Origin of the sequence: Rhodococcus sp. 105337, assembly GCF_012844225.1 — a bacterium.
Classification (GTDB): domain Bacteria; phylum Actinomycetota; class Actinomycetes; order Mycobacteriales; family Mycobacteriaceae; genus Rhodococcus.
In genome coordinates this window covers 1-17808 of the sequence record NZ_JABAGQ010000005.1, presented here as the reverse complement: position 1 = coordinate 17808, position 17808 = coordinate 1, and the positions used below count along the sequence as shown (strand labels likewise).

The window sequence follows — 17808 nt, the reverse complement described above, 5'->3', positions numbered from 1 at the left end:
TCCCTTGCGGGGGAGGATTACTGGTGGGGGCGCTCGAACTTCTCTTCGCGCCCGAGCTTGCGCAGCCGTACCCACTCGCGCAGGCCCGCCGGGTCGCGGCGCGTCACCAGGAAGTACCACCCGAAACGAATCCACTCCTGCGGCAACAGCTTCCGGAGCCCGGGCTGTGACAGCAGGTAACCCCTGTTGCGGTAGGTGAAGTACCGCTTGGTCTCGTTGTCGGGATACTGGGTGTGCATCCGGCCACCGAGGATCGGCTTGAATTCGTCGGCGCCGTCGGGATGTAGGTACGCCGTCTGCAGGCAGGTGCCGAACGGCAGGCCCGACCGCACGAGACGCCGGTGCACCTCCACCTCGTCGCCGCGTACGAACAGCCGCAGATCGGGGACACCCACGGCGTCGATCGCGGCGGCGGTGAACAGCGCGCCGTTGAACAGCGACGCGATACCGGGAAGCAGATCTTCGTCGCCGAGTTCGTGACGCCAGCGCCGCCATACGACCCCGCGACGCAACGGGAACGCCAGGCGGTCGGGTTCGGCGATGTCGCACACCACCGGCGACACTTCGGCCAGGCCGTTGCGTTGCGCGCACTCGAGGAGTGTCGCGAGCACCTCGGGTCCTTCGGGGCGACCGTCGTCGTCCGCGAGCCAGACCCGGTCGGCCCCGAGCGACAGTGCGTACAGAATCCCCAGCGCAAAACCGCCCGCACCGCCGAGGTTGTGTTGGGAGCCCAGATAGGTCGTGGGCACGTCGGCGCCTTCGACGAGTTCGCGCACGGCGTCCTCGTCGGCGTTGTCGACCACGACGAGATGGTCGAGCGGGCGGGTCTGGGTGGACAGCATCTTCAGCGACTCGGCGAGCAGTTCCCGGCGCCGATGGGTGACGACGACCCCGATGATGCGTTCGTCAGACACTCTTGGTGCCTGACGTGGCCGTCGCGTCGGCGCCGTTGCGCAGGGCGCTGCGTTCACGTTCGAGTGCGAGGTCGTGCAGAACCGTGCGGACGTGGTCGCCGGCCTCGTCGCCTTCGTACGCCCGCACCACGTGCTCGATGTCGCCGCGCTCACGGATCTGCCCGTGATCGATCCACATCGCCTGGTCGCACAGTTGCGCCAGGAACTCGTTCGAGTGGCTCGCGAAGACGAGGATGCCCGACCGCGCGACGAGGTCCTGCAACCGGACCCGGGCCTTCTTCATGAATTCCGCATCGACTGCGCCGATGCCTTCGTCGAGCAGCAGGATCTCCGGATCGATGCTGGTGACCACGCCGAGTGCGACGCGCACGCGCATGCCCGTCGAGTACGTGCGCAGCGGCATGTTGAGGTAGTCGCCGAGCTCGGTGAAGTCGGCGATCTCGTCGACCTTCTGGAGCATCTTCTTGCGGCTCATGCCCAGAAACATGCCGCGGATGATGATGTTCTCGTAGCCGGAGATCTCCGGGTCCATGCCGACACCGAGGTCGAACACGGGCGCCACCCGGCCGTTGACCTGTGCGAATCCGCGGGTGGGCTCGTAGATGCCGGACAGCAGGCGCAACAGCGTGGACTTGCCGGCACCGTTGTGGCCGACGAGTCCGACGCGGTCGCCTTCCTTCAGCGACATCGTGATGTCGCGCAAGGCCTCGACCACCACGACGTCCGAGTTGTTGCGGCCGATCGAACCGCCCGCTTTACCGAGGAACGCCTTCTTCAGCGACCGCGTCTTGGCGTCGAAGATCGGGAAGTCGACGCACGCGTCGCGCGTTTCGATGCTGACACGGGTCACGATGTGGCTCCAGAGGCTGACACGGGTACCGAGGGTACCCCGCGCACCTACAGGTACTGCCCGGTGCCGGGGTGCCCGGGGCCGTGACCCGGCTGCTCGCCGCCGCGGGAGACCGTTCCGCCCAGCCCGGGTGGAAGCGCGCCCTGCCGCATCTGCTCGAGTTGTGCGCGGGCAGCCATCTGCTGGGCGAACAACGCCGTCTGGATGCCGTGGAACAACCCTTCCAGCCAGCCCACCAGCTGGGCCTGGGCGATGCGGAGCTCGGCATCGGAGGGCACGGAGTCATCGGTGAAGGGCAACGCGAGGCGTTCGAGTTCGTCACGCAGTTCCGGCGCGAGCCCCTGTTCGAGCTCGCTGATCGAGGACCGGTGGATCTCCTTGAGCCGGGTACGGCTGGCGTCGTCGAGAGGTGCCGCCCTGACCTCTTCCAGAAGCTGCTTGATCATCGTGCCGATCCGCATGACCTTGGCCGGCTGTTCGACCATGTCGGCGAGGCTCTCGCCGTTTCCTTCCGCGTCGTTCCCGCGGTCCTTCTCTGCGCCGGTCGCCGCCCGGTCGGCTTCCCGCCGAGGGACGCGGACGGGCTGGCCGTCGGGGCCGATCACAAGAACCTGGTCGCTGTCCGGATTCGTCATGGCTCCATTCTGTCCCCTCACGCCGACAACCGTCGCGGGCACGCCCTTTCCCGGCGGGAAAAGTTCGCGGCCGCGAGGGAGCGCTCCGGTGAGCCGGGGCAGGATTCCGGGCGCGCGAGTCCGCTATACCCCGGCGCCGACGACCACAATTGACACAGGGTTTTAGAGTGTCAGCCATGGCTTACGACGTTGCCCGGATCCGGGGGCTCATCCCCTCGCTCGGCGACGGCTGGGTTCACCTCGATCCGCGCGCGGGAATGCAGATCCCGGACGCGGTGTCGCGCATGGTGTCGACGGCCTTCCGGAACGCGTCGTCCTCGGCTGTCGGGCGGCACTCGTCGTCCCGCCGCAGCGCCGCGATCCTCGAGGCCGCACGCGTGGCCGTCGCCGACCTCGTGGGTGGTGATCCCGCAGGTGTGGTGCTGGGCCCGAGCCATTCGGTGCTCTTGGCATGGCTCGCGGAAGCGCTCAGCTCCCGGCTCGGCCTGGGCACCGGAATGGTGCTCTCCCGCCTCGACGACGAAGCCAACATCGCACCGTGGTTGCGTGTCGCGAGCCGGTACGGCGCCCAGGTGCGCTGGGCCGAGATCGAGATCGACACCTGCGATCTGCCCACCTGGCAATACGAGGAACTCATCACGCCCACGACCCGGCTGGTCGCGCTGACGGCGGCGTCGTCGATCGTCGGCTCGGCACCCGACGTGCGAGTCGTCGCAGACCTCATCCACGACGTCGGCGGGCTCATGGTCGTCGACGCGGCCGCGGCGGCCCCGTACGCCCACATCGACATGGAAGATCTGGGAGCGGACATTCTCAGCATCGATGCCGCAGCATGGGGCGGACCACAAATCGGTGCCCTCGTCTTCCGCGATCCCTCTCACCTCGATCGCGTGCCCGCGATGTCGCTCGATCCGCATGCCCGCGGTCCCGAGCGGCTAGAGGTCGGCGGACACCAGTTCGGCCTGCTGGCCGGGCTGCCCGCGTCCATCGACTTCCTCGCCTCGCTGGACGACTCGGCGTCCGGCAGCCGCCGGAACCGCCTGGAGACGTCGATCAGCTCGATGCAGGACTATCAGGACGGCTTGTTCGACCGGCTGCTCAGGCAGCTCGACAGTCTCACCGGTGTCATGGTGCTGGGCAAGGCGCCCAGCCGGGTCCCCACCTTGAGTTTCACCGTCGAAGGCATACCTGCGGAGAAGGTCGCCGCACACCTGGCCGACCGGCGAATCGAGACGGTGGCGAGCACCCGCGGAACGAGCCGGTTGCTCGACTCCCTGGGAGTGAGCGACGAAGGCGGTGCCGTGAGCATCGGTCTCGCCCCGTACACCACCAGCTTCGACATCGACCAGCTCGTCCGCGAGCTACGCAACCTCTGACCGGTCAGGTCCGGGCGACCCGCAGCACCACCTTGCCGACAGTGTCGGGACTGTCGAGCATCTCGTGCGCCCGCGCAGCTTCTGTGATGGGCAACTCGGCGTGCACCACCGGCTGCACCTTCGCCTCCTCGATCAGCGGCCACAGGTGTTCACGCACCGCGGCGACAATTGCACTCTTACCCGACTTGCCGGTGTCCGGACGGCCGCGCAGGCCCGTCGCGATCACGTGTCCGCGCTTGGCGAGGAGCTTGCCGAAGTTCATCTCACCCTTGGTGCCACCCTGCATGCCGATGACGACGAGTCGTCCGTCCGGCGCGAGCACGTCGATGTTGCGGGACAGATACGCCGCACCCATGTTGTCGAGCACCACGTCGGCACCACCGAACGCGTTGCGCACCTCGGCCACGAAATCCTGGCTGCGGTAGTCGATTGCCAGATCGGCGCCGAGTTCCCGGCACCGCTCGAGCTTGCCGGCCGACGCGGTGACCGCGACCTTGGCACCGAGCGCCTTACCCACCTGGATCGCGTGCGTGCCGATACCCCCGCCACCACCGTGCACGAGCAGCACGTCGCCGCGTTCGAGTCCCGCGGTCATCACCACGTTCGACCACACCGTGCAGGCGATCTCCGGGAGCGACGCAGCCACGGCGATGTCCATACCGGCCGGCACGGGCAACAACTGGGCGGAGGGCACCACGACCTGCTCGGCGTAACCACCGCCGGTCAGGAGCGCACACACACGATCACCGATGTTCCATCCGCTGACACCCTCACCGAGTTCGGCTATGACGCCGGAACATTCGAGTCCGAGGATTTCGCTGGCTCCGGGCGGCGGGGGGTAGAGCCCGCGGCGCTGCAGAAGGTCCGCACGATTGACGGCGGTCGCTGCGACATCGAGGAGGACCTGTCCGGGGCCGACCGTGGGATCGGGACACTCTGCCCACCGGAGAACTTCGGGACCACCGGGTTCGGTAACGACGATTGCGTGCATGACCCCGACGCTAGCGTGTGCGGCCCGCGGTGTGGTCATCCCATCTCGGCGCGCAGGTCGCTTCGCCGGGAGAACCTCCGCGCCCGAGTCCGCCTTAGACTTTCGGGGTGACGAGCGAACAGGACGAGCCGAACTGGTTGACCGCGGAAGAGCAGACCGCCTGGCGCAACTATATGGACGGCAACGCCCGCCTGATGGATGTGCTCAACCGAAACCTGCAGGAGCGACACGGATTGTCGTTGGCGGAGTACCGGATCCTGGTCCTGCTGTCCGAGTCCGAGCACGGCTCGCTGCGTATGAGTGAACTCGCCGACGGTGTCCTCTCGTCGCGCAGCCGTCTCACCCATCAGATCCGTCGCATGGAGGAACAGAATCTGGTCGTGCGCGGGTCGTGCCCCGAGGACGGTCGGGGGGTTCTCGCGTCGGTCACCGATGAAGGACGTCGGCGGCTCGCCGAAGCGGCCCCCACCCACGTCCGCGCCGTCCGCAACAACCTCATCGACCGGCTCTCCAAGAGCCAGGTCAAAGCACTCGCGCAGATCTTCGGCCGGATCGACGAAGCCCTCGCCGACCACTAGGGCGCGGATGCGGTTAGGATTTGCGACGGAAGCGTGGCAGAGCGGCCGAATGCACTCGCCTTGAAAGCGAGCTTGGGTAAAACCAACGGGGGTTCAAATCCCTCCGCTTCCGCCACAGTCCCCTTACCTGTTCGCGCAGGTGAGGGGATTTTTGCTGTGGTGGAGGACGTCACCGGACGTGCCCATCGGGACGGGCGTGCGGGGTTGCAGACGAACGGAAAGGGTTCATGACCGACACGGATGTAGGTGCGCGCAGAAGCACCGTCGATCTGGTTGCGCGTGTACTGACCGAGGTGGGTGCACCGTGGGTGATCAACATCGTTACGTCTGTGATTCTCGGCGCAGCGGTCGGTGCACTCGGCTGGGGCGTGTTCGTCGCCGTGTGTGCGGGAGTGATCCCGATGGGTGCGATTCTCCTGGGCATGCGCCGATCGCGTATCGGTGACCACCATGTCACCACGCTCGACGAACGTCACGCGCTGATCGTCGTGATCTTGCTGGCGACGACAGGTGGGTTGGTGACCCTGGTCGTCGCCGATGCTCCGCAGGAGATGGTCGGGTTCACGGCCGCCGGTTTGATCACCTTGGTGGCAGCGGCTGTCGTCACCAGCATCTTCCGATGGAAGATCAGCTTTCATACGGGAGTCGCGGCCGGGGTGAGTGTCGTTCTGGCCCTCGCTCTGTCGCCCTGGTGGCTCGCGGGTCTGGTCCTCACCGTTCTCAGTGGCTGGTCCCGCGTGCATCTCGACCATCACACGATCGGACAGGTGACGGTCGGCGCCGTTCTCGGCGCGATCACAGCGGGAGTGAGCTACGTGCTCATCGTCTGAGGGACTTGCCGTCCCGGAGACATGTCAGCTGTTTCCTTCGAGTTCGTCCGCGATGAGCGATGTCCACGTCATGACTTCGTCGGGGTCGGAAGTCGGGAAGTACTTGTGGTCGCGCGCGGCGACAGCCGCCAAGAGTTCGGGCACTTCCACCTCCCCGCGGATGGTGCTGTTCTCCTCCACGGGCGCGGAGAACAACCACACCTGCTGCTGAGTCAAGGCGTCCGCGTACCGGCGGCACAGATCTGCGGAGGCAGCGGGCCACTTTCCGCTTTCGGCTGCGCTGCCGATGATGATCGCCTCGAACTCCGCCACGCGGTCGAGATCGCTGTTCTCGCCCAACGTGACCTCGATATCGCGTGTACCGAGCGACTCGGCGATCGCTTGTGCGACCTGGTGAGTCACTCCTCGGTTGCTCCCGGCTACGACGAGTACGGTCATGTTCCAGGGGTTTCCCCGCACCCGATCCGGGGAAACATGGATGCACCAGCCGGCGCCGCCGGTGCTGCGCGCTGCCCGGGACCGGTCACGATCCCAGTGAAGGGGACTAGGGCCGCTACCAGTCGGCTTGACCGCGCACGCGCGGCCGAGTTGGGATCAGGATCCATGTCGTCGGGGGACGGGGAGCTCGATGCTGAAAAGGTTCATCACCGCGCTCGGTGTGGGTGTGATGTCGATAGTAGGAATTCCGTCGCTTTCGCACGCCCAGCCGGCGCCTGTCGCGTCGATCGAGCGCACGGCGATGCTCACCGAACAGCGGACGGACGTCGAAGTGTTCTCGCCCGCGATGCAGCGCGTGGTCCGGGTGCAGGTGCTCCATCCCGTCGGTGACGGCCCTCGACCGACGTTGTACCTGCTCGACGGGGTCAGCGCGGGCGAGGAGTCCGAGTTCAGGGAGAGCACGTGGACTCAGCGCACCGACATCGAGGAGTTCGTCGCCGACAAGAACGTCAACGTCGTGCTCCCGATCGGCGGCACGGCGAGTTACTACACGGATTGGCGGAACCCCGACCCGGTACTCGGTGTCAACAAGTGGGAAACCTTCCTGACGCAGGAACTGCCGCAGCTCATCGATGCACGGTTCCACGGCAACGGGGTCAACGCGGTCGCCGGATTGTCGATGGGGGCGACCGGGGCGATGAGCCTGATCACGCGACACCCCGATCTGTATCGAGGCGTTGCGGCGCTGAGCGGATGCTTCGATACCTCGCGTGAGTCGTCCCGCGACTCGGTGCGCGGAACCGTCGCCTACAAGGGCGGGAACCCGGACAACATGTGGGGCCCTCCCGGTGACCCCGTCTGGGAGGAACACGATTCGTACCTGCTCGCCGAGCGGCTGCGTGGCAAGGAAATCTTCCTCAGTACGGGCAACGGTCTCGTAGGCCCGTACGACTTCGGTTCGGGCGAAGAAGTGTTGACCGGCGGTACGCCGCTCGAAATCGGCACGTTGGCGTGCACGGTGACCTTCGACCGTCGCCTGCGGCAGCTCGATATTCCGGCGCAGGTCGTATACCGGCCGTGGGGTACCCACTCGTGGGCATATTGGCAGGACGACATCAAGACCGCGTGGCCGACGCTGAAAGCCGCTCTCCAACTGTAGGTTCGCGCTCAGTGCATGTGGATGCGGTCTGTTGTGGGCGGGACGACGGGATCGTGGGCCGCGAAATAGGCGTTGAGAGCGTCGAGTTCCTCTCCGGCGCCGGTTCGGTGCCGGGCGTGGGTGAAGACGTCGAAGCCGTCACCACCTTCCGCGAGGAAGTCGTTGACCACCACTCGGTAGTGCTGTTCGGGGTCGACCGGCTCCCCGTCGATCGTGAGATCCCGGATTCGGTCGCCCGAAGGAGCGATCCGGTCGAGCGTGTATCGAAAGTTGTCCGACGGCGCGAGAATCCATTCGAGCGCGTTGCCGTTCGCGGTCGTCTGGAATTGTTGCTCGAGAAGTTCGTCGAGTTGGGCGCCGGAGAGTTCGAGCACCTGGAGGCGATTGCCGAAAGGCTGCGCTGCGTACGTTTGCCCGTACGTGACGACTCCGTTTTCTCCGCAGATGAGGTCGCTGCGAAGGCCGCCCGGATTCGTCAGTGCCACTTGCGCTCCCACCGATCGGGCTGCTGCGAGCTGGGCATCGGCAACGAGGTTGCCGAGCGCGGATTCGCCGCTGGGACCCGCTTCGCGGGTGATGTCCGCCGAGGCGGAACCCACGCGACGACCTGCGACCGCGTCGGACATTTCGACTGCGCGTTCGACGAACTGCTGCGTCTGAGGGTCGGGTTCGATGTCGTGGGTGATGACTTGGGTGAAAGCCAGCGTGTGATCCCGCAGTACGTCGCGGGTTTCGCGGTCGATCATGAGATCTGCGACGGAGATGATGCGCCCGTGCGAGGCGCCTTGCACGACGGTACGTGGTTGGCCGAGCGGATCGGGATAGGTGCAGTTGAAGTGCCTGTCACCGTCCGAGGTGACGATCAGATCGACTTTCGGGGACACGGCGGTGGCGACGACGTTCGCCGGCCCGTCGACGGGATGGCAGGGGTCGTTCTGTCCATCGGTGCCGATATCGCCCTTGTAGAGCAGCACGACGGCGCGAACCCCCAGTGAATCGAGTAGGTCGGCGGTTCGGTCCACCGCCTCGATCTCGTCGCCGAATCGAAGGCCCGCGATGGAGTCGGACCGGATGAAGTCCGGCGTGTTGCTGGGAAGCACACCGATGGTGCCGACCGGGATTCCGTCGACATAGCTGATGCTGAACGGCAGCGCGGCAGGCGCCCCGTCCTCGGTCGTGAGATTCGCGGCGAGCAAGGGGAAGCGAGCACCCTCGAACGTCTCGCCGTAACGGCACCCGTCGTCGGGGTGACACCCTCCGTCGCGCAGACGGGTCAACTCCGCGTATCCCTGGTCGAGTTCGTGGTTGCCCAGTGCGGCGGCCGTGACGTCGAGATCGTTCAGCAACTCGATGGTGGGCTCGTCGTGGAACATCGCCGATTCGAGCGGGGACGACCCCCACGTGTCGCCTACCGCGTACAGCATCGAATGGTCTGCTTGTGCCCGTAGCTGACGCACGTAGGCCGCGAGATGCGCCACTCCACCTGCGGCGACGGACGTTCCGTCGGACCTGACGACCTCACTGCGCGGTCCCTGCGGCGGCAGAAGGTTGCCGTGGAGATCACCGAAGGCGATCAGGCGCACCGGCACCACGTTCGGAGGTTCCGCGGCAGCGGGTGCGACACCGGTACCTGCACACACGATTGCGGCGAGGGCGCAAGCGGACAGGGCACGGCGTGCCTTGCCTCCATCCATGCAGCGCCTCCGAGTCGGGTCCGTATCAACCGCCCGAGTGTGTCAGCGCAGGGTCACGTCACCGATACCTAGGGATAACGGTTGGGTCTCGTCACAGGTCAGGCGACCCCTGCGAGTGCCCGGCCCGGACCCGTCGCGAAGGCGAGGAACCGATCGTTCTCGTGCGGGTCGCCGATCGTCACGCGCGTGCCGTCACCGGTGAAGTTCCGCAGGATCACGCCTGCCTCTGCCGCCGCCTCGGCGAAGGCCGCAGACCGGTCGCCGAGGGGCAGCCAGAGGAAGTTCGCACCGCTCTCGGGCACGTCGTAGCCGGCCGCCAGCAGTGCGTCGCGCACGCGGTGGCGCTCGGCGACGACATGTTCGGTACGCGCGAGCAGTTCGTCGGCGGCCTCGAGCGACGCGATGGCGGCCTTCTGCGCGATCGTGTTGACCGAGAACGGGGTGTGCACCTTGCTCATGGCCGCGGTGAGTTCGGGGGCGGCGACCGCATACCCGACCCGCAGGCCCGCAAGTCCGTACGCCTTGGAGAACGTCCGCAGTACGACCACGTTGTGGCGGTTCTTCGCCAGGTCGAGACCGTCTGCGAAGTCGTCCTCCGAGGCGGGCCGCACGTATTCGAAGTACGCCTCGTCGAGTGCGACGACGACGTCGGACGGGACTTCGTCGAGGAACTGCTCGAGTTCCTTCTTCCCGAGGAGCGAGCCGGTCGGATTGTTGGGATTGCAGATGAAGATCAGGCGGGTCCGGTCGGTGATGGCCGCGAGCATCGCTTTCAGCTCGTGGCCGTGCTCCGGGGTGTTCGCCACGGGGACCGCGGTTGCGGCCGCGACGGCCACCACCACCGGGTACGCCTCGAACGATCGCCACGGGAAGATCACCTCGTCGCCGGGCTCGCAGGTGACCTGCACGAGTTCCTGGCACAGGCTCACCGATCCGCAGCCGACCGCGATGTTCTCGACGGGGACCTGCAGCCGCTCCGACAGCGCTGCGAGCAACGCCGTGGCGCCGTTGTCCGGATACCGGTTCACGTCGGCGGCGGCTTCGAGAATGGCCTCGCGCACGGAGGGCAACGGGCCGGCGGTCGTCTCGTTGCTGGCGAGCTTCACAGCGCCGGGAAACGTGCGTCCGGGAACGTAGGCCGGGATCGAGGCGAGGTCGGGTCGGGTCCGAGGGGTCACCAGCCGATTATGCTCCCGACGATTCCGTGCGGGTACTCGGTGGGCGTGTCATCGTGGACACCATGCCGGAAACCAGCAATGATGCTGCGCCGCGGATCGGTGGTACCGGGGACGTACCGCTGACAGTGGTTCGTCCGGATTCGAGGCCGCGCGGGAGCATCGTGGTGTTGCACCGCTCCCACGGACTCTCGCCGGCCCTCCGCGACTTCATCGAGACGCTCGCCGACGATCGGTGGCTCGTCGTCGCGCCCGAGCCGACACAGGATGCTCGCAGTGCGGAAAACGCCGAGCAGTTCGGGGACGAGTTCTACGCGAACGTGGACGCGACCTTCCGGTGGATCGCCGGGCAAGGGATCGGCCCCGACATGATCGGGGTGCTCGGGTTCGACGATGCGGGCACGGCCGCGCTCTATGTTGCCGCGGAGCGGGTCGTCGGTGCCGTCGTGAGCGTGGCCTCGCCCGGCATCGTGCAGACCGCGCAGGGCGGTACGCGGTCGCTCGCCGACATCGTCGGGTCGCTCCGGGCGCCGTGGCTCGGACTGTACGGCGACGACGACCCGAAGACTCCACCGTCGGAGGTCGCCGCCTTGCGTGAGGCTGCGGGCCGGTCGGATGCGCCGGCGCTTGTGGTCAGTTACGAAGGGCTCGCCCACCGGCCGGATGAGCCGCCGGTCGTGCACGACTCCCTCGATCCCGAGACCGATCGCGCGGAAGCGGCGATCGTCGACGCGCGGCGCCGTATCTACGATTGGTTCGACACTCACCTGCGTTGACCAGCCGTTTTGCGTTTCGGTGCGGTGCATGTGTAATCTTTCGTCCCGGCGGTTCGAGAGCTTCGAATCCCCGAGGAGGCGTGCCAGAGCGGCCGAATGGGACTCACTGCTAATGAGTTGTCCCCCTTACCGGGGACCGGAGGTTCAAATCCTCTCGCCTCCGCCAGTTGGTGTACCGTCACTGACGACAATTGAATAACTTGCGCCCGTAGCTCAACGGATAGAGCATCTGACTACGGATCAGAAGGTTAGGGGTTCGAATCCCTTCGGGCGCACGCACAAGAACACCCCGCCGGCATTGTCGGCGGGGTGTTCTCGCACTGCGGGTCGTGTCACACCAGCTTCGCGATGATCTCCTCCGCGAATCGCTCGATGGGCTCGCGGTAGCGCTCCGCGGTCCCGAGAAGGTGATCGTGGTCGCCGGAGTGGGTTGCTTCCCAGTTGGCCCACGGCGAGCACATCACGCCCGTGATCCCGATCTTCTCGGCCCGCTTGTACAGCTCGGTGGACGGCTGGTCGCGCAGACCGAGGATGATGTCGAACGGTTCGTTCTCACGTCCGAATTCGCGCCGGTAACCGTTGATCCGCTCGATCCACTTCTCGGCGTCGTCGATGGTGTACGCCGTGCCGACCCAGCCGTCGCAGTAGCGGGCGGCTCGCTTGAGTGCGGCAGTGGATTCTCCACCGCACAGGATCGGTACGGGTGCAGGCGGGTGCGGCTCGATCGTCATCTCGGGGATGTCGTAGTACTCGCCCTTGAAGGACACCCATCCGCCCTTCCACAGTGCGCGCAACGCCTCGATCATCTCGTTGAGGCGCGGGCCACGGTTGTCGAAGTCCTGGCCCAGCAACTCGAATTCCTCGCGCATCCAACCGGCGGAGAGGCCGATGGACACGCGGCCGTGTGAGATAGCCGCTGCGGTGCCCACCTGTTTCACGACCTCGAGAAGTGGGCGCGACGGCGCGATGTAGACGTTGTTGCCGAAGTGCAGGTTCTGGGTGACGGCTGCCATGGCTCCGATGAGGACCCACGCGTCGGGCCAGTCCGTCTCCGGGTGCCAGAACATCTTTCCGCTCTCGTGCCCGGGGTAGACGGTCTTCATCTCTTTCGGATAGATCAGGTGGTCCGAGACGAGCACGCCGTGGAACCCTGCCTGGTCGAGCATGGTCGCCACCGCCGGCATTTCGGTCGTCTTCATGAATGCGGTCCCGGTCCAGAACTTCAACGGACTACCTCCGTGCGCCGGCACTCTGCAAGAGTCATGATCATCCAATCGGAGAGTGCAGTTATTCCATTGTCAGAAGACTGTTCTACCGGATGTTGTGACCGCAGTCACCACTGGTCACGTGCGGTGCGGCGCCGACAGGCCCGCGAGTGAATCCGGCATCTCACCCCTGGCGGACTGCCCGCCCGGAGCTCGTCGGGGTCGGTGGGGGAGCAAAACGACGCCGGTACCGGCCCAAAGGATGTATTGACGAGGCCGTGCGAACGACAGTAGATTCCGGGACGGTGCCGAGAAGTTAACGATGATTCGCACGATCAGCCGGCGGCTGGCGGTCGCGCTCTGCGGGGGAGAAGACATGGAACTTGCGTGGTCCGACGCCGACGCCGCCTTCCGAGACGAGGTCCGTGCCTTTCTCGACGAGAAGCTCACCCCCGAGCTGAGACGTGCCGGCAGGCTGGCCACCAGCGTGTACTCCGACCACGAGGCGAGCATGGAGTGGCAGCGCATCCTCCACGAGCGGGGATGGGCGGCGCCGGCCTGGCCGGTGGAGTACGGAGGATGCGACTGGACGCAGACGCAGCACTACATCTTCGGTCGCGAATCGATCCTCGCCGGTGCCCCGTCGTTGTCGCCGATGGGTATCCGGATGGTTGCGCATGCGATCGTCGCGTACGGCACGCAGGCACAGAAGGACTACTTCCTGCCCGGAATCCTCACCGGTGACGTCTTCTTCTGCCAGGGCTACTCGGAACCCGAAGCCGGTTCCGACCTCGCCTCCCTGAGCATGGCGGCTGTGCACGACGGTGACGATCTCGTCGTGACCGGAAGCAAGATCTGGACCACCCACGCGACGGAGGCGAACTGGATGTTCGCGCTCGTGCGGACCACCAGAACCGAACGAAAGCAGCAGGGCATCACCTTCCTGCTCATCGATATGACCTCGCCGGGCATCGAGATCCGACCCCTGGTGATGACCTCCGGCGAAGAGGTCCAGAACCAGGTGTTCTTCGACGGCGTGCGTGTCCCCAAGAAGAACGTCCTGGGCGAGATCGACCACGGCTGGTCCGTCGCGAAGTACTTGCTGGTGTTCGAGCGAGGCGGAGCGGCTGCTGCGCCCGCACTCCAGGTCCTCGCAGAGCGCATCGCGGTCGCGGCAGCCGGGCAACCCGGCCCCGGCGGTCGCGCGCTCGTCGACGATCCCGCGTTCGCCGCCAGACTCGCGGACGCCCGTATCCGTACCGACGTACTGGAGATCCTCGAATACCGCGCCCTCGCAGCGCTATCCGCAGGTAGGGACCCGGGCCCGGCGTCATCCATGCTCAAAGTGCTCGGCACCGAGCTCAGCCAGACGCTGACGCAATTGGCTCTCGAGGCTGCCGGCCCACGGGGGCGCGTGTACCAACCGCACGTCACTGCGCCCGGTGGCCCGATCGCCGACTACGAACCGCCCGCCGACGGTTACGTCAGTGGCGAAGACTGGCAAGCGGTAGCGCCGCTGCGCTATTTCAACGACCGCGCCGGCTCGATCTATGCCGGTAGCAACGAGATTCAGCGAAATATCCTCGCCAAAGCAGCATTGGGGCTCTGATGGACTTCGGTTTGAGCAAAGAGCAAGAGCTTCTCCGCGATTCGGTCACCGGGTTTCTCTCACACCGGTACGACCTGGCCCGGAGTCGCACGGCAGCGACCACCGGCGCGGGGTGGCAACCCGACGTGTGGCGCGCGCTGTCCGAAGAACTCGGCATCCTCGGCGCCACTCTTCCGGAAGACGTCGGAGGAATGAACGGCGGCCCGGTGGAATTGATGGTCGTGGCCGAAGCTCTGGGGCACGCCCTCGTCGTCGAGCCTTATGTCGACACCGTTGTGCTCGGGGGCGGGATGCTCCACCGCGCCGGCGGACCCCGGGCACACGCAGTACTCGAAGCGATCGCCTCGGGGGAGGCGGTCACCGCCTTCGCGGCAACGGAACCGACGAGTGGCTACGACTTCCACGACCTGACGACCACCGCGCGCCGGGACGGCGGCGAGTGGGTGATCGACGGTGCCAAGATCGTCGTCACCAGCGCTCCGCTGGCAACACATCTCCTCGTGACCGCCCGCACAGCAGGTGACCGCCGCGACACCGCAGGGTTGTCGCTCTTCCTCGTCGAGTTCGATCCTGCGAACCCTCCGGCCGGAGTGGAGATGCACTCGTATCGAACCATCGACGATCGCCGCGCCTCGGATCTCACCTTCTCCGGTTTTCGCGTCCCCGCGGACGCTCTGCTCGGTGACGAGGGCGGCGCGTGGCCGTCGGTGTCCCTGGGGATCGACGAAGCCACCACCGCGGTGGCGGCAGAAGCGGTCGGCCTCATGCGGAAGGTACTCGCCGACACCGTCGAGTACACGAAACAACGCCGGCAGTTCGGTCACCCGATCGGCAGCTTCCAGGCATTGCAACACCGCATGGTCGACATGTACATGGAACTCGAGCAAGCGATATCGGCCGTGTACCTGGCCGTCATGCACCTCGAGGCGGACGATCTCGTCCGCGCGCGGTCCGTCTCGGCCACGAAGGCGACCATCAGCCGTGCCGCGCGCTTCATCGGGCAGAACGCCGTCCAGCTGCACGGGGGAATGGGCATGACCGAGGAACTCGCGGTCGGGCACTACTTCAAGCGGTTGACGGCGATCGAGTACGAGTTCGGTACCGCGGACCACCACATCGCGCGGTACGCGGAACTCACCAAGGCCTGACCCGGACGGTGTCGGCGCACGAGTTCAGAACAGGAGCCACCACGTCGTCGCAGCGAGCGCAGCGAAGGCGATGACCAGAACGAAGTCCGACTTGCCGGTCATCGAATCGTTGAACAGTGGCCGGGTGCCTCGCTGGATCCGTCGTTTCTGCTCGGCCATGACTCCAGTGAAGCGCGGTCGTGCCCGCGCGCGCATCCGAATTACTGCTCAATCTGTGCCGGAGTCGTCCAGAGGAGAACCGGCGGGTGATTCCGGCGGGGGTGTGAGCGCCTCCGCGACTCGCGTGGCGGCCGTGATCGGGTCTTCGTGCTCCCACACCCGGATCACCGTCCACCCCGCAGCGGCCAGGCGAGAATCCGTGTCGCGGTCACGCTCGACGTTGCCTGCGAGTTTGTCGGCCCACCACTCGGCGTTGTTCTTCGGATCGGTCGCGTGCAGTGGGCACCGATGCCAGAAGCAGCCGTCGACGTACACCGCGACACGTCGGCGAGGAAACACCAGGTCGGCTCGGCGTCGCACGCCGGGCAATGGCGCCCGGTCCACATAGAAGCGCAGACCGCGGCGATGCAGTTCGCGTCGCAACGCCACTTCCGGAGCGGTGTCCCGACGGCGTTGCCTGCTCATCCGTGCGCTGGTACGCGCGTCCGTCTGCGGTCGTGCGGGCCGGAGTTCGTCGGACGGAGGCATCGCGACCTCCTACGCGGCGGCCTGCGGGAAGCCGCCCATGCGGTCGAGGTGGTTCTCCACGTCGTCGAGAAATCCTGGGAGAAAGCGGAGGCTGCCCGACCGTGCCCGCCGGAGGAAGCCGGCGGTCGCGCGAGCGGACAGCAGACGCGAATCGTCGAGGAATCCGCCGAGGTCCTCGTAGGGGTCGTGGACGGGCCACTGCGATTCGTGCACGCGGAATGCTTTGCGGTGAGAACCCCATGCCGCGGTGGGCCACGGATCGCCGGGTTCGAGGGGAGTCTCGTGATCGGCGGTGTAGTCGATCTGATTGTTCACGCGATGTCCCACCCAGGTCGCCATCCGGACACTGACGGCGTTGCCCACGAGGCGCCAGCGGTGCCCGGTCCGGACACCCACCGCCTGCGTGGCAGGTGCGGTCCAGTCGGGGTCGAATCCTTGGAGTCGTTCGGCATCGGTCAGCCCGGGGGTCACGATCTCGCCGGACGGCAATCGCACGGCCGGTGGACTCGCGATACCGAGAGTCGAACCGCCCTTGAGCGTGGGCACGGCATTGACCGCCCAACCCAAACCGCGCACACCTTCCGTCCAGTAGAAGCCGCACGGGAACAGGTCGGGGTTCCCGTCGACCGGCATGCCGGCATCCTGCCCGAACAGGACGGCGCGCGGATCGTCGGTGCGGGAGGCCACCATGAGCACTCGCTGCCGGCGCTGGGGGAGGCCGAAGGCGCGAGCGTCCACCACCCGGTAGGCCCACGTGTACCCGAGGTCTTCGAGCGCATCCGTGATGTGGCGCATCGCAGCACCGCGGCTGAGTTGGAGCATGAACGGAACATTCTCGATGACGAGCCAGCGCGGCCCGTTCTTGCGCCGGACGAGACGGAACACCTCGTCCACGAGGCTCGACTTCGTTCCGGTGATGCCGGCGGTACGGCCGGCCTGGGACAGGTCCTGGCAGGGAAAGCCCGCCGCAACCAGTTCGGTCCCCTGCGGCAAGGAACGCAGTTGGGTGACATCCGGATGGAGGGGAACGTCAGGGAAGCGGGCACGCAGCACCGCTTGTGCACCGGGGTCGACCTCACACAGGAGTTCGGTATTCCACCCATTCTCCCCGAGCCCAAGCTCGAGGCCGCCGATTCCGGCGAACAGCCCCACCATGTTCCCCGACGACGTCACGGCACCCTTCCTCGCTCAACTCAAGCGAGAACGTTACTCGAGTAGTAGGGGCATCCGTGACCCGACGCAGGATCACGCCCCGGAGCTCGGCATCTTGCTGATGTCTCCCGGAATCCGGGGAGGTGCTGTACCTGTCTCCCTATAGATGGACACCTTCTCTACAGATCGCCCTCTCTATAGGGGGCCACGGTGGGCCGCCGGCACATCGACTGGCGGGTTCTTCCCAGCAAATCGGCGTTGACCTGGCGATTTGGTGTTTGTGGGGGTGCTCGCGTAACTTAATCCAGGTCAGAGCGACACGGACACCGACCCGGACCTACAGGGACTGGGAAAACGAGGTTGGACGAGAGCGCCTGAATATCTGGTTCGAAATCTTCTGGTAAGGTTTCGTACTGCCCCTGGGTTCGGAAGCGACACGGATTTGCGTCTGTGTGGTGCGGGATCTAGGCTGGAACAGTTGCCCCGGAACGAGCGAGTTGTGAAATTCGTGAGTGATGGTGTGTGCGTGTTCTTTGAGAACTCAACAGTGTGCCGATGAATGTCAGTGCCAATTATTTGGTGCGATCATCC

Annotated in this window: 18 protein-coding genes and 3 tRNA genes; 10 read left to right on the top strand and 11 right to left on the bottom strand. The window is 66.2% G+C overall.

Annotated elements, in window-relative coordinates:
• Positions 1 to 17 precede the first annotated feature (17 nt).
• From HF886_RS10125 to HF886_RS10115, 3 genes are read right to left on the bottom strand one after another with little or no spacing between them, the layout of a single operon-like run.
• Positions 18 to 914, bottom strand: a complete 897-nt coding sequence (locus HF886_RS10125; RefSeq protein ID WP_169652222.1) for a glycosyltransferase family 2 protein — start codon at positions 912 to 914, stop codon at positions 18 to 20.
• Positions 907 to 1767, bottom strand: a complete 861-nt coding sequence (locus HF886_RS10120; RefSeq protein WP_169621053.1) for an ABC transporter ATP-binding protein — start codon at positions 1765 to 1767, stop codon at positions 907 to 909. Before HF886_RS10120 ends, HF886_RS10125 begins: the two co-directional genes overlap by 8 nt.
• Before the next feature lie 44 nt (positions 1768 to 1811).
• The gene (locus HF886_RS10115; RefSeq protein ID WP_169620754.1) at positions 1812 to 2399 is read right to left on the bottom strand and encodes a bacterial proteasome activator family protein; all 588 of its coding nucleotides are present in this window, start codon (positions 2397 to 2399) and stop codon (positions 1812 to 1814) included.
• A gap of 176 nt (positions 2400 to 2575) precedes the next feature.
• Between HF886_RS10115 and HF886_RS10110 the strand changes: the two genes are divergently transcribed.
• Positions 2576 to 3775, top strand: coding sequence for a cysteine desulfurase-like protein (locus HF886_RS10110; RefSeq protein WP_169620753.1), 1200 nt, complete (start codon positions 2576 to 2578; stop codon positions 3773 to 3775).
• A gap of 4 nt (positions 3776 to 3779) precedes the next feature.
• Here HF886_RS10110 and HF886_RS10105 read toward each other — a convergent pair whose 3' ends face one another.
• The gene (locus tag HF886_RS10105; protein ID WP_169620752.1) at positions 3780 to 4766 is read right to left on the bottom strand and encodes an NAD(P)H-quinone oxidoreductase; all 987 of its coding nucleotides are present in this window, start codon (positions 4764 to 4766) and stop codon (positions 3780 to 3782) included.
• Positions 4767 to 4939: 173 nt separating this feature from the next.
• Here HF886_RS10105 and HF886_RS10100 point away from each other — a divergent pair, with 173 nt between their 5' ends.
• The 3 genes from HF886_RS10100 to HF886_RS10090 all read left to right on the top strand — a co-directional run bounded on the left by HF886_RS10100 (position 4940) and on the right by HF886_RS10090 (position 6174).
• Positions 4940 to 5344, top strand: a complete 405-nt coding sequence (locus HF886_RS10100) for a MarR family transcriptional regulator (RefSeq protein WP_169652343.1) — start codon at positions 4940 to 4942, stop codon at positions 5342 to 5344.
• 27 nt (positions 5345 to 5371) lie between these two features.
• A tRNA-Ser gene (locus HF886_RS10095) sits at positions 5372 to 5459 on the top strand.
• A 112-nt stretch (positions 5460 to 5571) separates the two neighbouring features.
• Positions 5572 to 6174: a hypothetical protein gene (locus HF886_RS10090; RefSeq protein ID WP_169620751.1), complete on the top strand. Its 603-nt coding sequence runs from the start codon at positions 5572 to 5574 to the stop codon at positions 6172 to 6174.
• 24 nt (positions 6175 to 6198) lie between these two features.
• On the opposite strand, the gene HF886_RS10085 is transcribed toward HF886_RS10090, so the two are convergent.
• Positions 6199 to 6612 carry a flavodoxin domain-containing protein gene (locus tag HF886_RS10085; RefSeq protein WP_169620750.1) on the bottom strand — a complete coding sequence of 138 codons (414 nt, stop codon included), beginning with the start codon at positions 6610 to 6612 and terminating at the stop codon, positions 6199 to 6201.
• 190 nt (positions 6613 to 6802) lie between these two features.
• Between HF886_RS10085 and HF886_RS10080 the strand changes: the two genes are divergently transcribed.
• A complete protein-coding gene (locus HF886_RS10080; RefSeq protein ID WP_169652221.1) occupies positions 6803 to 7771 on the top strand; it encodes an alpha/beta hydrolase family protein in 969 nt (322 codons plus the stop codon).
• An 8-nt stretch (positions 7772 to 7779) separates the two neighbouring features.
• Here HF886_RS10080 and HF886_RS10075 read toward each other — a convergent pair whose 3' ends face one another.
• The gene (locus tag HF886_RS10075; protein WP_169652220.1) at positions 7780 to 9465 is read right to left on the bottom strand and encodes a bifunctional UDP-sugar hydrolase/5'-nucleotidase; all 1686 of its coding nucleotides are present in this window, start codon (positions 9463 to 9465) and stop codon (positions 7780 to 7782) included.
• Between the two features lie 98 nt (positions 9466 to 9563).
• Positions 9564 to 10643: a histidinol-phosphate transaminase gene (gene hisC, locus HF886_RS10070; RefSeq protein ID WP_169620747.1), complete on the bottom strand. Its 1080-nt coding sequence runs from the start codon at positions 10641 to 10643 to the stop codon at positions 9564 to 9566.
• 62 nt (positions 10644 to 10705) lie between these two features.
• Here hisC and HF886_RS10065 point away from each other — a divergent pair, with 62 nt between their 5' ends.
• The 3 genes from HF886_RS10065 (at position 10706) to HF886_RS10055 (ending at position 11691) form a co-directional block, all read left to right on the top strand.
• On the top strand, positions 10706 to 11416 hold the full coding sequence (locus HF886_RS10065; protein WP_169652219.1) for a dienelactone hydrolase family protein: 711 nt from the start codon (positions 10706 to 10708) through the stop codon (positions 11414 to 11416).
• Positions 11417 to 11490: 74 nt separating this feature from the next.
• Positions 11491 to 11582: transfer RNA gene (locus HF886_RS10060), tRNA-Ser, on the top strand.
• Between the two features lie 36 nt (positions 11583 to 11618).
• Positions 11619 to 11691 (top strand) — tRNA-Arg (locus HF886_RS10055).
• A 57-nt stretch (positions 11692 to 11748) separates the two neighbouring features.
• Here the strand turns inward: HF886_RS10055 and HF886_RS10050 are convergent.
• Positions 11749 to 12642, bottom strand: a complete 894-nt coding sequence (locus tag HF886_RS10050; RefSeq protein WP_169620745.1) for a TIGR03619 family F420-dependent LLM class oxidoreductase — start codon at positions 12640 to 12642, stop codon at positions 11749 to 11751.
• Between the two features lie 355 nt (positions 12643 to 12997).
• Here HF886_RS10050 and HF886_RS10045 point away from each other — a divergent pair, with 355 nt between their 5' ends.
• Both HF886_RS10045 and HF886_RS10040 read left to right on the top strand, forming a co-directional pair.
• Positions 12998 to 14230 (top strand): acyl-CoA dehydrogenase family protein, encoded by a 1233-nt coding sequence (locus HF886_RS10045; protein ID WP_169621051.1) that lies wholly within the window; start codon positions 12998 to 13000, stop codon positions 14228 to 14230.
• Entirely contained in the window at positions 14230 to 15378 is a 1149-nt protein-coding gene (locus tag HF886_RS10040) for an acyl-CoA dehydrogenase family protein (RefSeq protein WP_169652218.1), read from the top strand. The genes HF886_RS10045 and HF886_RS10040 overlap by 1 nt, the downstream gene beginning before the upstream one ends.
• A gap of 24 nt (positions 15379 to 15402) precedes the next feature.
• Here HF886_RS10040 and HF886_RS21260 read toward each other — a convergent pair whose 3' ends face one another.
• The 3 genes from HF886_RS21260 to dcm are packed head-to-tail and all read right to left on the bottom strand — an operon-like array spanning position 15403 to position 17220.
• A complete protein-coding gene (locus tag HF886_RS21260; protein ID WP_277350459.1) occupies positions 15403 to 15537 on the bottom strand; it encodes a hypothetical protein in 135 nt (44 codons plus the stop codon).
• Between the two features lie 48 nt (positions 15538 to 15585).
• On the bottom strand, positions 15586 to 16065 hold the full coding sequence (locus tag HF886_RS10035) for a very short patch repair endonuclease (protein ID WP_169652217.1): 480 nt from the start codon (positions 16063 to 16065) through the stop codon (positions 15586 to 15588).
• 9 nt (positions 16066 to 16074) lie between these two features.
• Positions 16075 to 17220 (bottom strand): DNA (cytosine-5-)-methyltransferase, encoded by a 1146-nt coding sequence (gene dcm, locus HF886_RS10030; protein WP_169621050.1) that lies wholly within the window; start codon positions 17218 to 17220, stop codon positions 16075 to 16077.
• Between the last annotated feature and the right edge of the window lie 588 nt (positions 17221 to 17808).

What these genes read in the sequence shown, in the direction of transcription:
- HF886_RS10110 (WP_169620753.1), top strand. Translation starts at nt 2,576, where the DNA reads ATGGCTTACGACGTTGCCCGGATCCGGGGGCTCATCCCCTCGCTCGGC.
- dcm (WP_169621050.1), bottom strand. Translation starts at nt 17,220, where the DNA reads ATGGTGGGGCTGTTCGCCGGAATCGGCGGCCTCGAGCTTGGGCTCGGG.
- HF886_RS10065 (WP_169652219.1), top strand. Translation starts at nt 10,706, where the DNA reads ATGCCGGAAACCAGCAATGATGCTGCGCCGCGGATCGGTGGTACCGGG.
- HF886_RS10075 (WP_169652220.1), bottom strand. Translation starts at nt 9,465, where the DNA reads ATGGATGGAGGCAAGGCACGCCGTGCCCTGTCCGCTTGCGCCCTCGCC.
- HF886_RS10045 (WP_169621051.1), top strand. Translation starts at nt 12,998, where the DNA reads ATGGAACTTGCGTGGTCCGACGCCGACGCCGCCTTCCGAGACGAGGTC.
- HF886_RS10080 (WP_169652221.1), top strand. Translation starts at nt 6,803, where the DNA reads ATGCTGAAAAGGTTCATCACCGCGCTCGGTGTGGGTGTGATGTCGATA.
- HF886_RS10085 (WP_169620750.1), bottom strand. Translation starts at nt 6,612, where the DNA reads ATGACCGTACTCGTCGTAGCCGGGAGCAACCGAGGAGTGACTCACCAG.
- HF886_RS10090 (WP_169620751.1), top strand. Translation starts at nt 5,572, where the DNA reads ATGACCGACACGGATGTAGGTGCGCGCAGAAGCACCGTCGATCTGGTT.
- HF886_RS10100 (WP_169652343.1), top strand. Translation starts at nt 4,940, where the DNA reads ATGGACGGCAACGCCCGCCTGATGGATGTGCTCAACCGAAACCTGCAG.
- HF886_RS10040 (WP_169652218.1), top strand. Translation starts at nt 14,230, where the DNA reads ATGGACTTCGGTTTGAGCAAAGAGCAAGAGCTTCTCCGCGATTCGGTC.
- HF886_RS10105 (WP_169620752.1), bottom strand. Translation starts at nt 4,766, where the DNA reads ATGCACGCAATCGTCGTTACCGAACCCGGTGGTCCCGAAGTTCTCCGG.
- HF886_RS21260 (WP_277350459.1), bottom strand. Translation starts at nt 15,537, where the DNA reads ATGGCCGAGCAGAAACGACGGATCCAGCGAGGCACCCGGCCACTGTTC.
- HF886_RS10035 (WP_169652217.1), bottom strand. Translation starts at nt 16,065, where the DNA reads ATGCCTCCGTCCGACGAACTCCGGCCCGCACGACCGCAGACGGACGCG.
- HF886_RS10115 (WP_169620754.1), bottom strand. Translation starts at nt 2,399, where the DNA reads ATGACGAATCCGGACAGCGACCAGGTTCTTGTGATCGGCCCCGACGGC.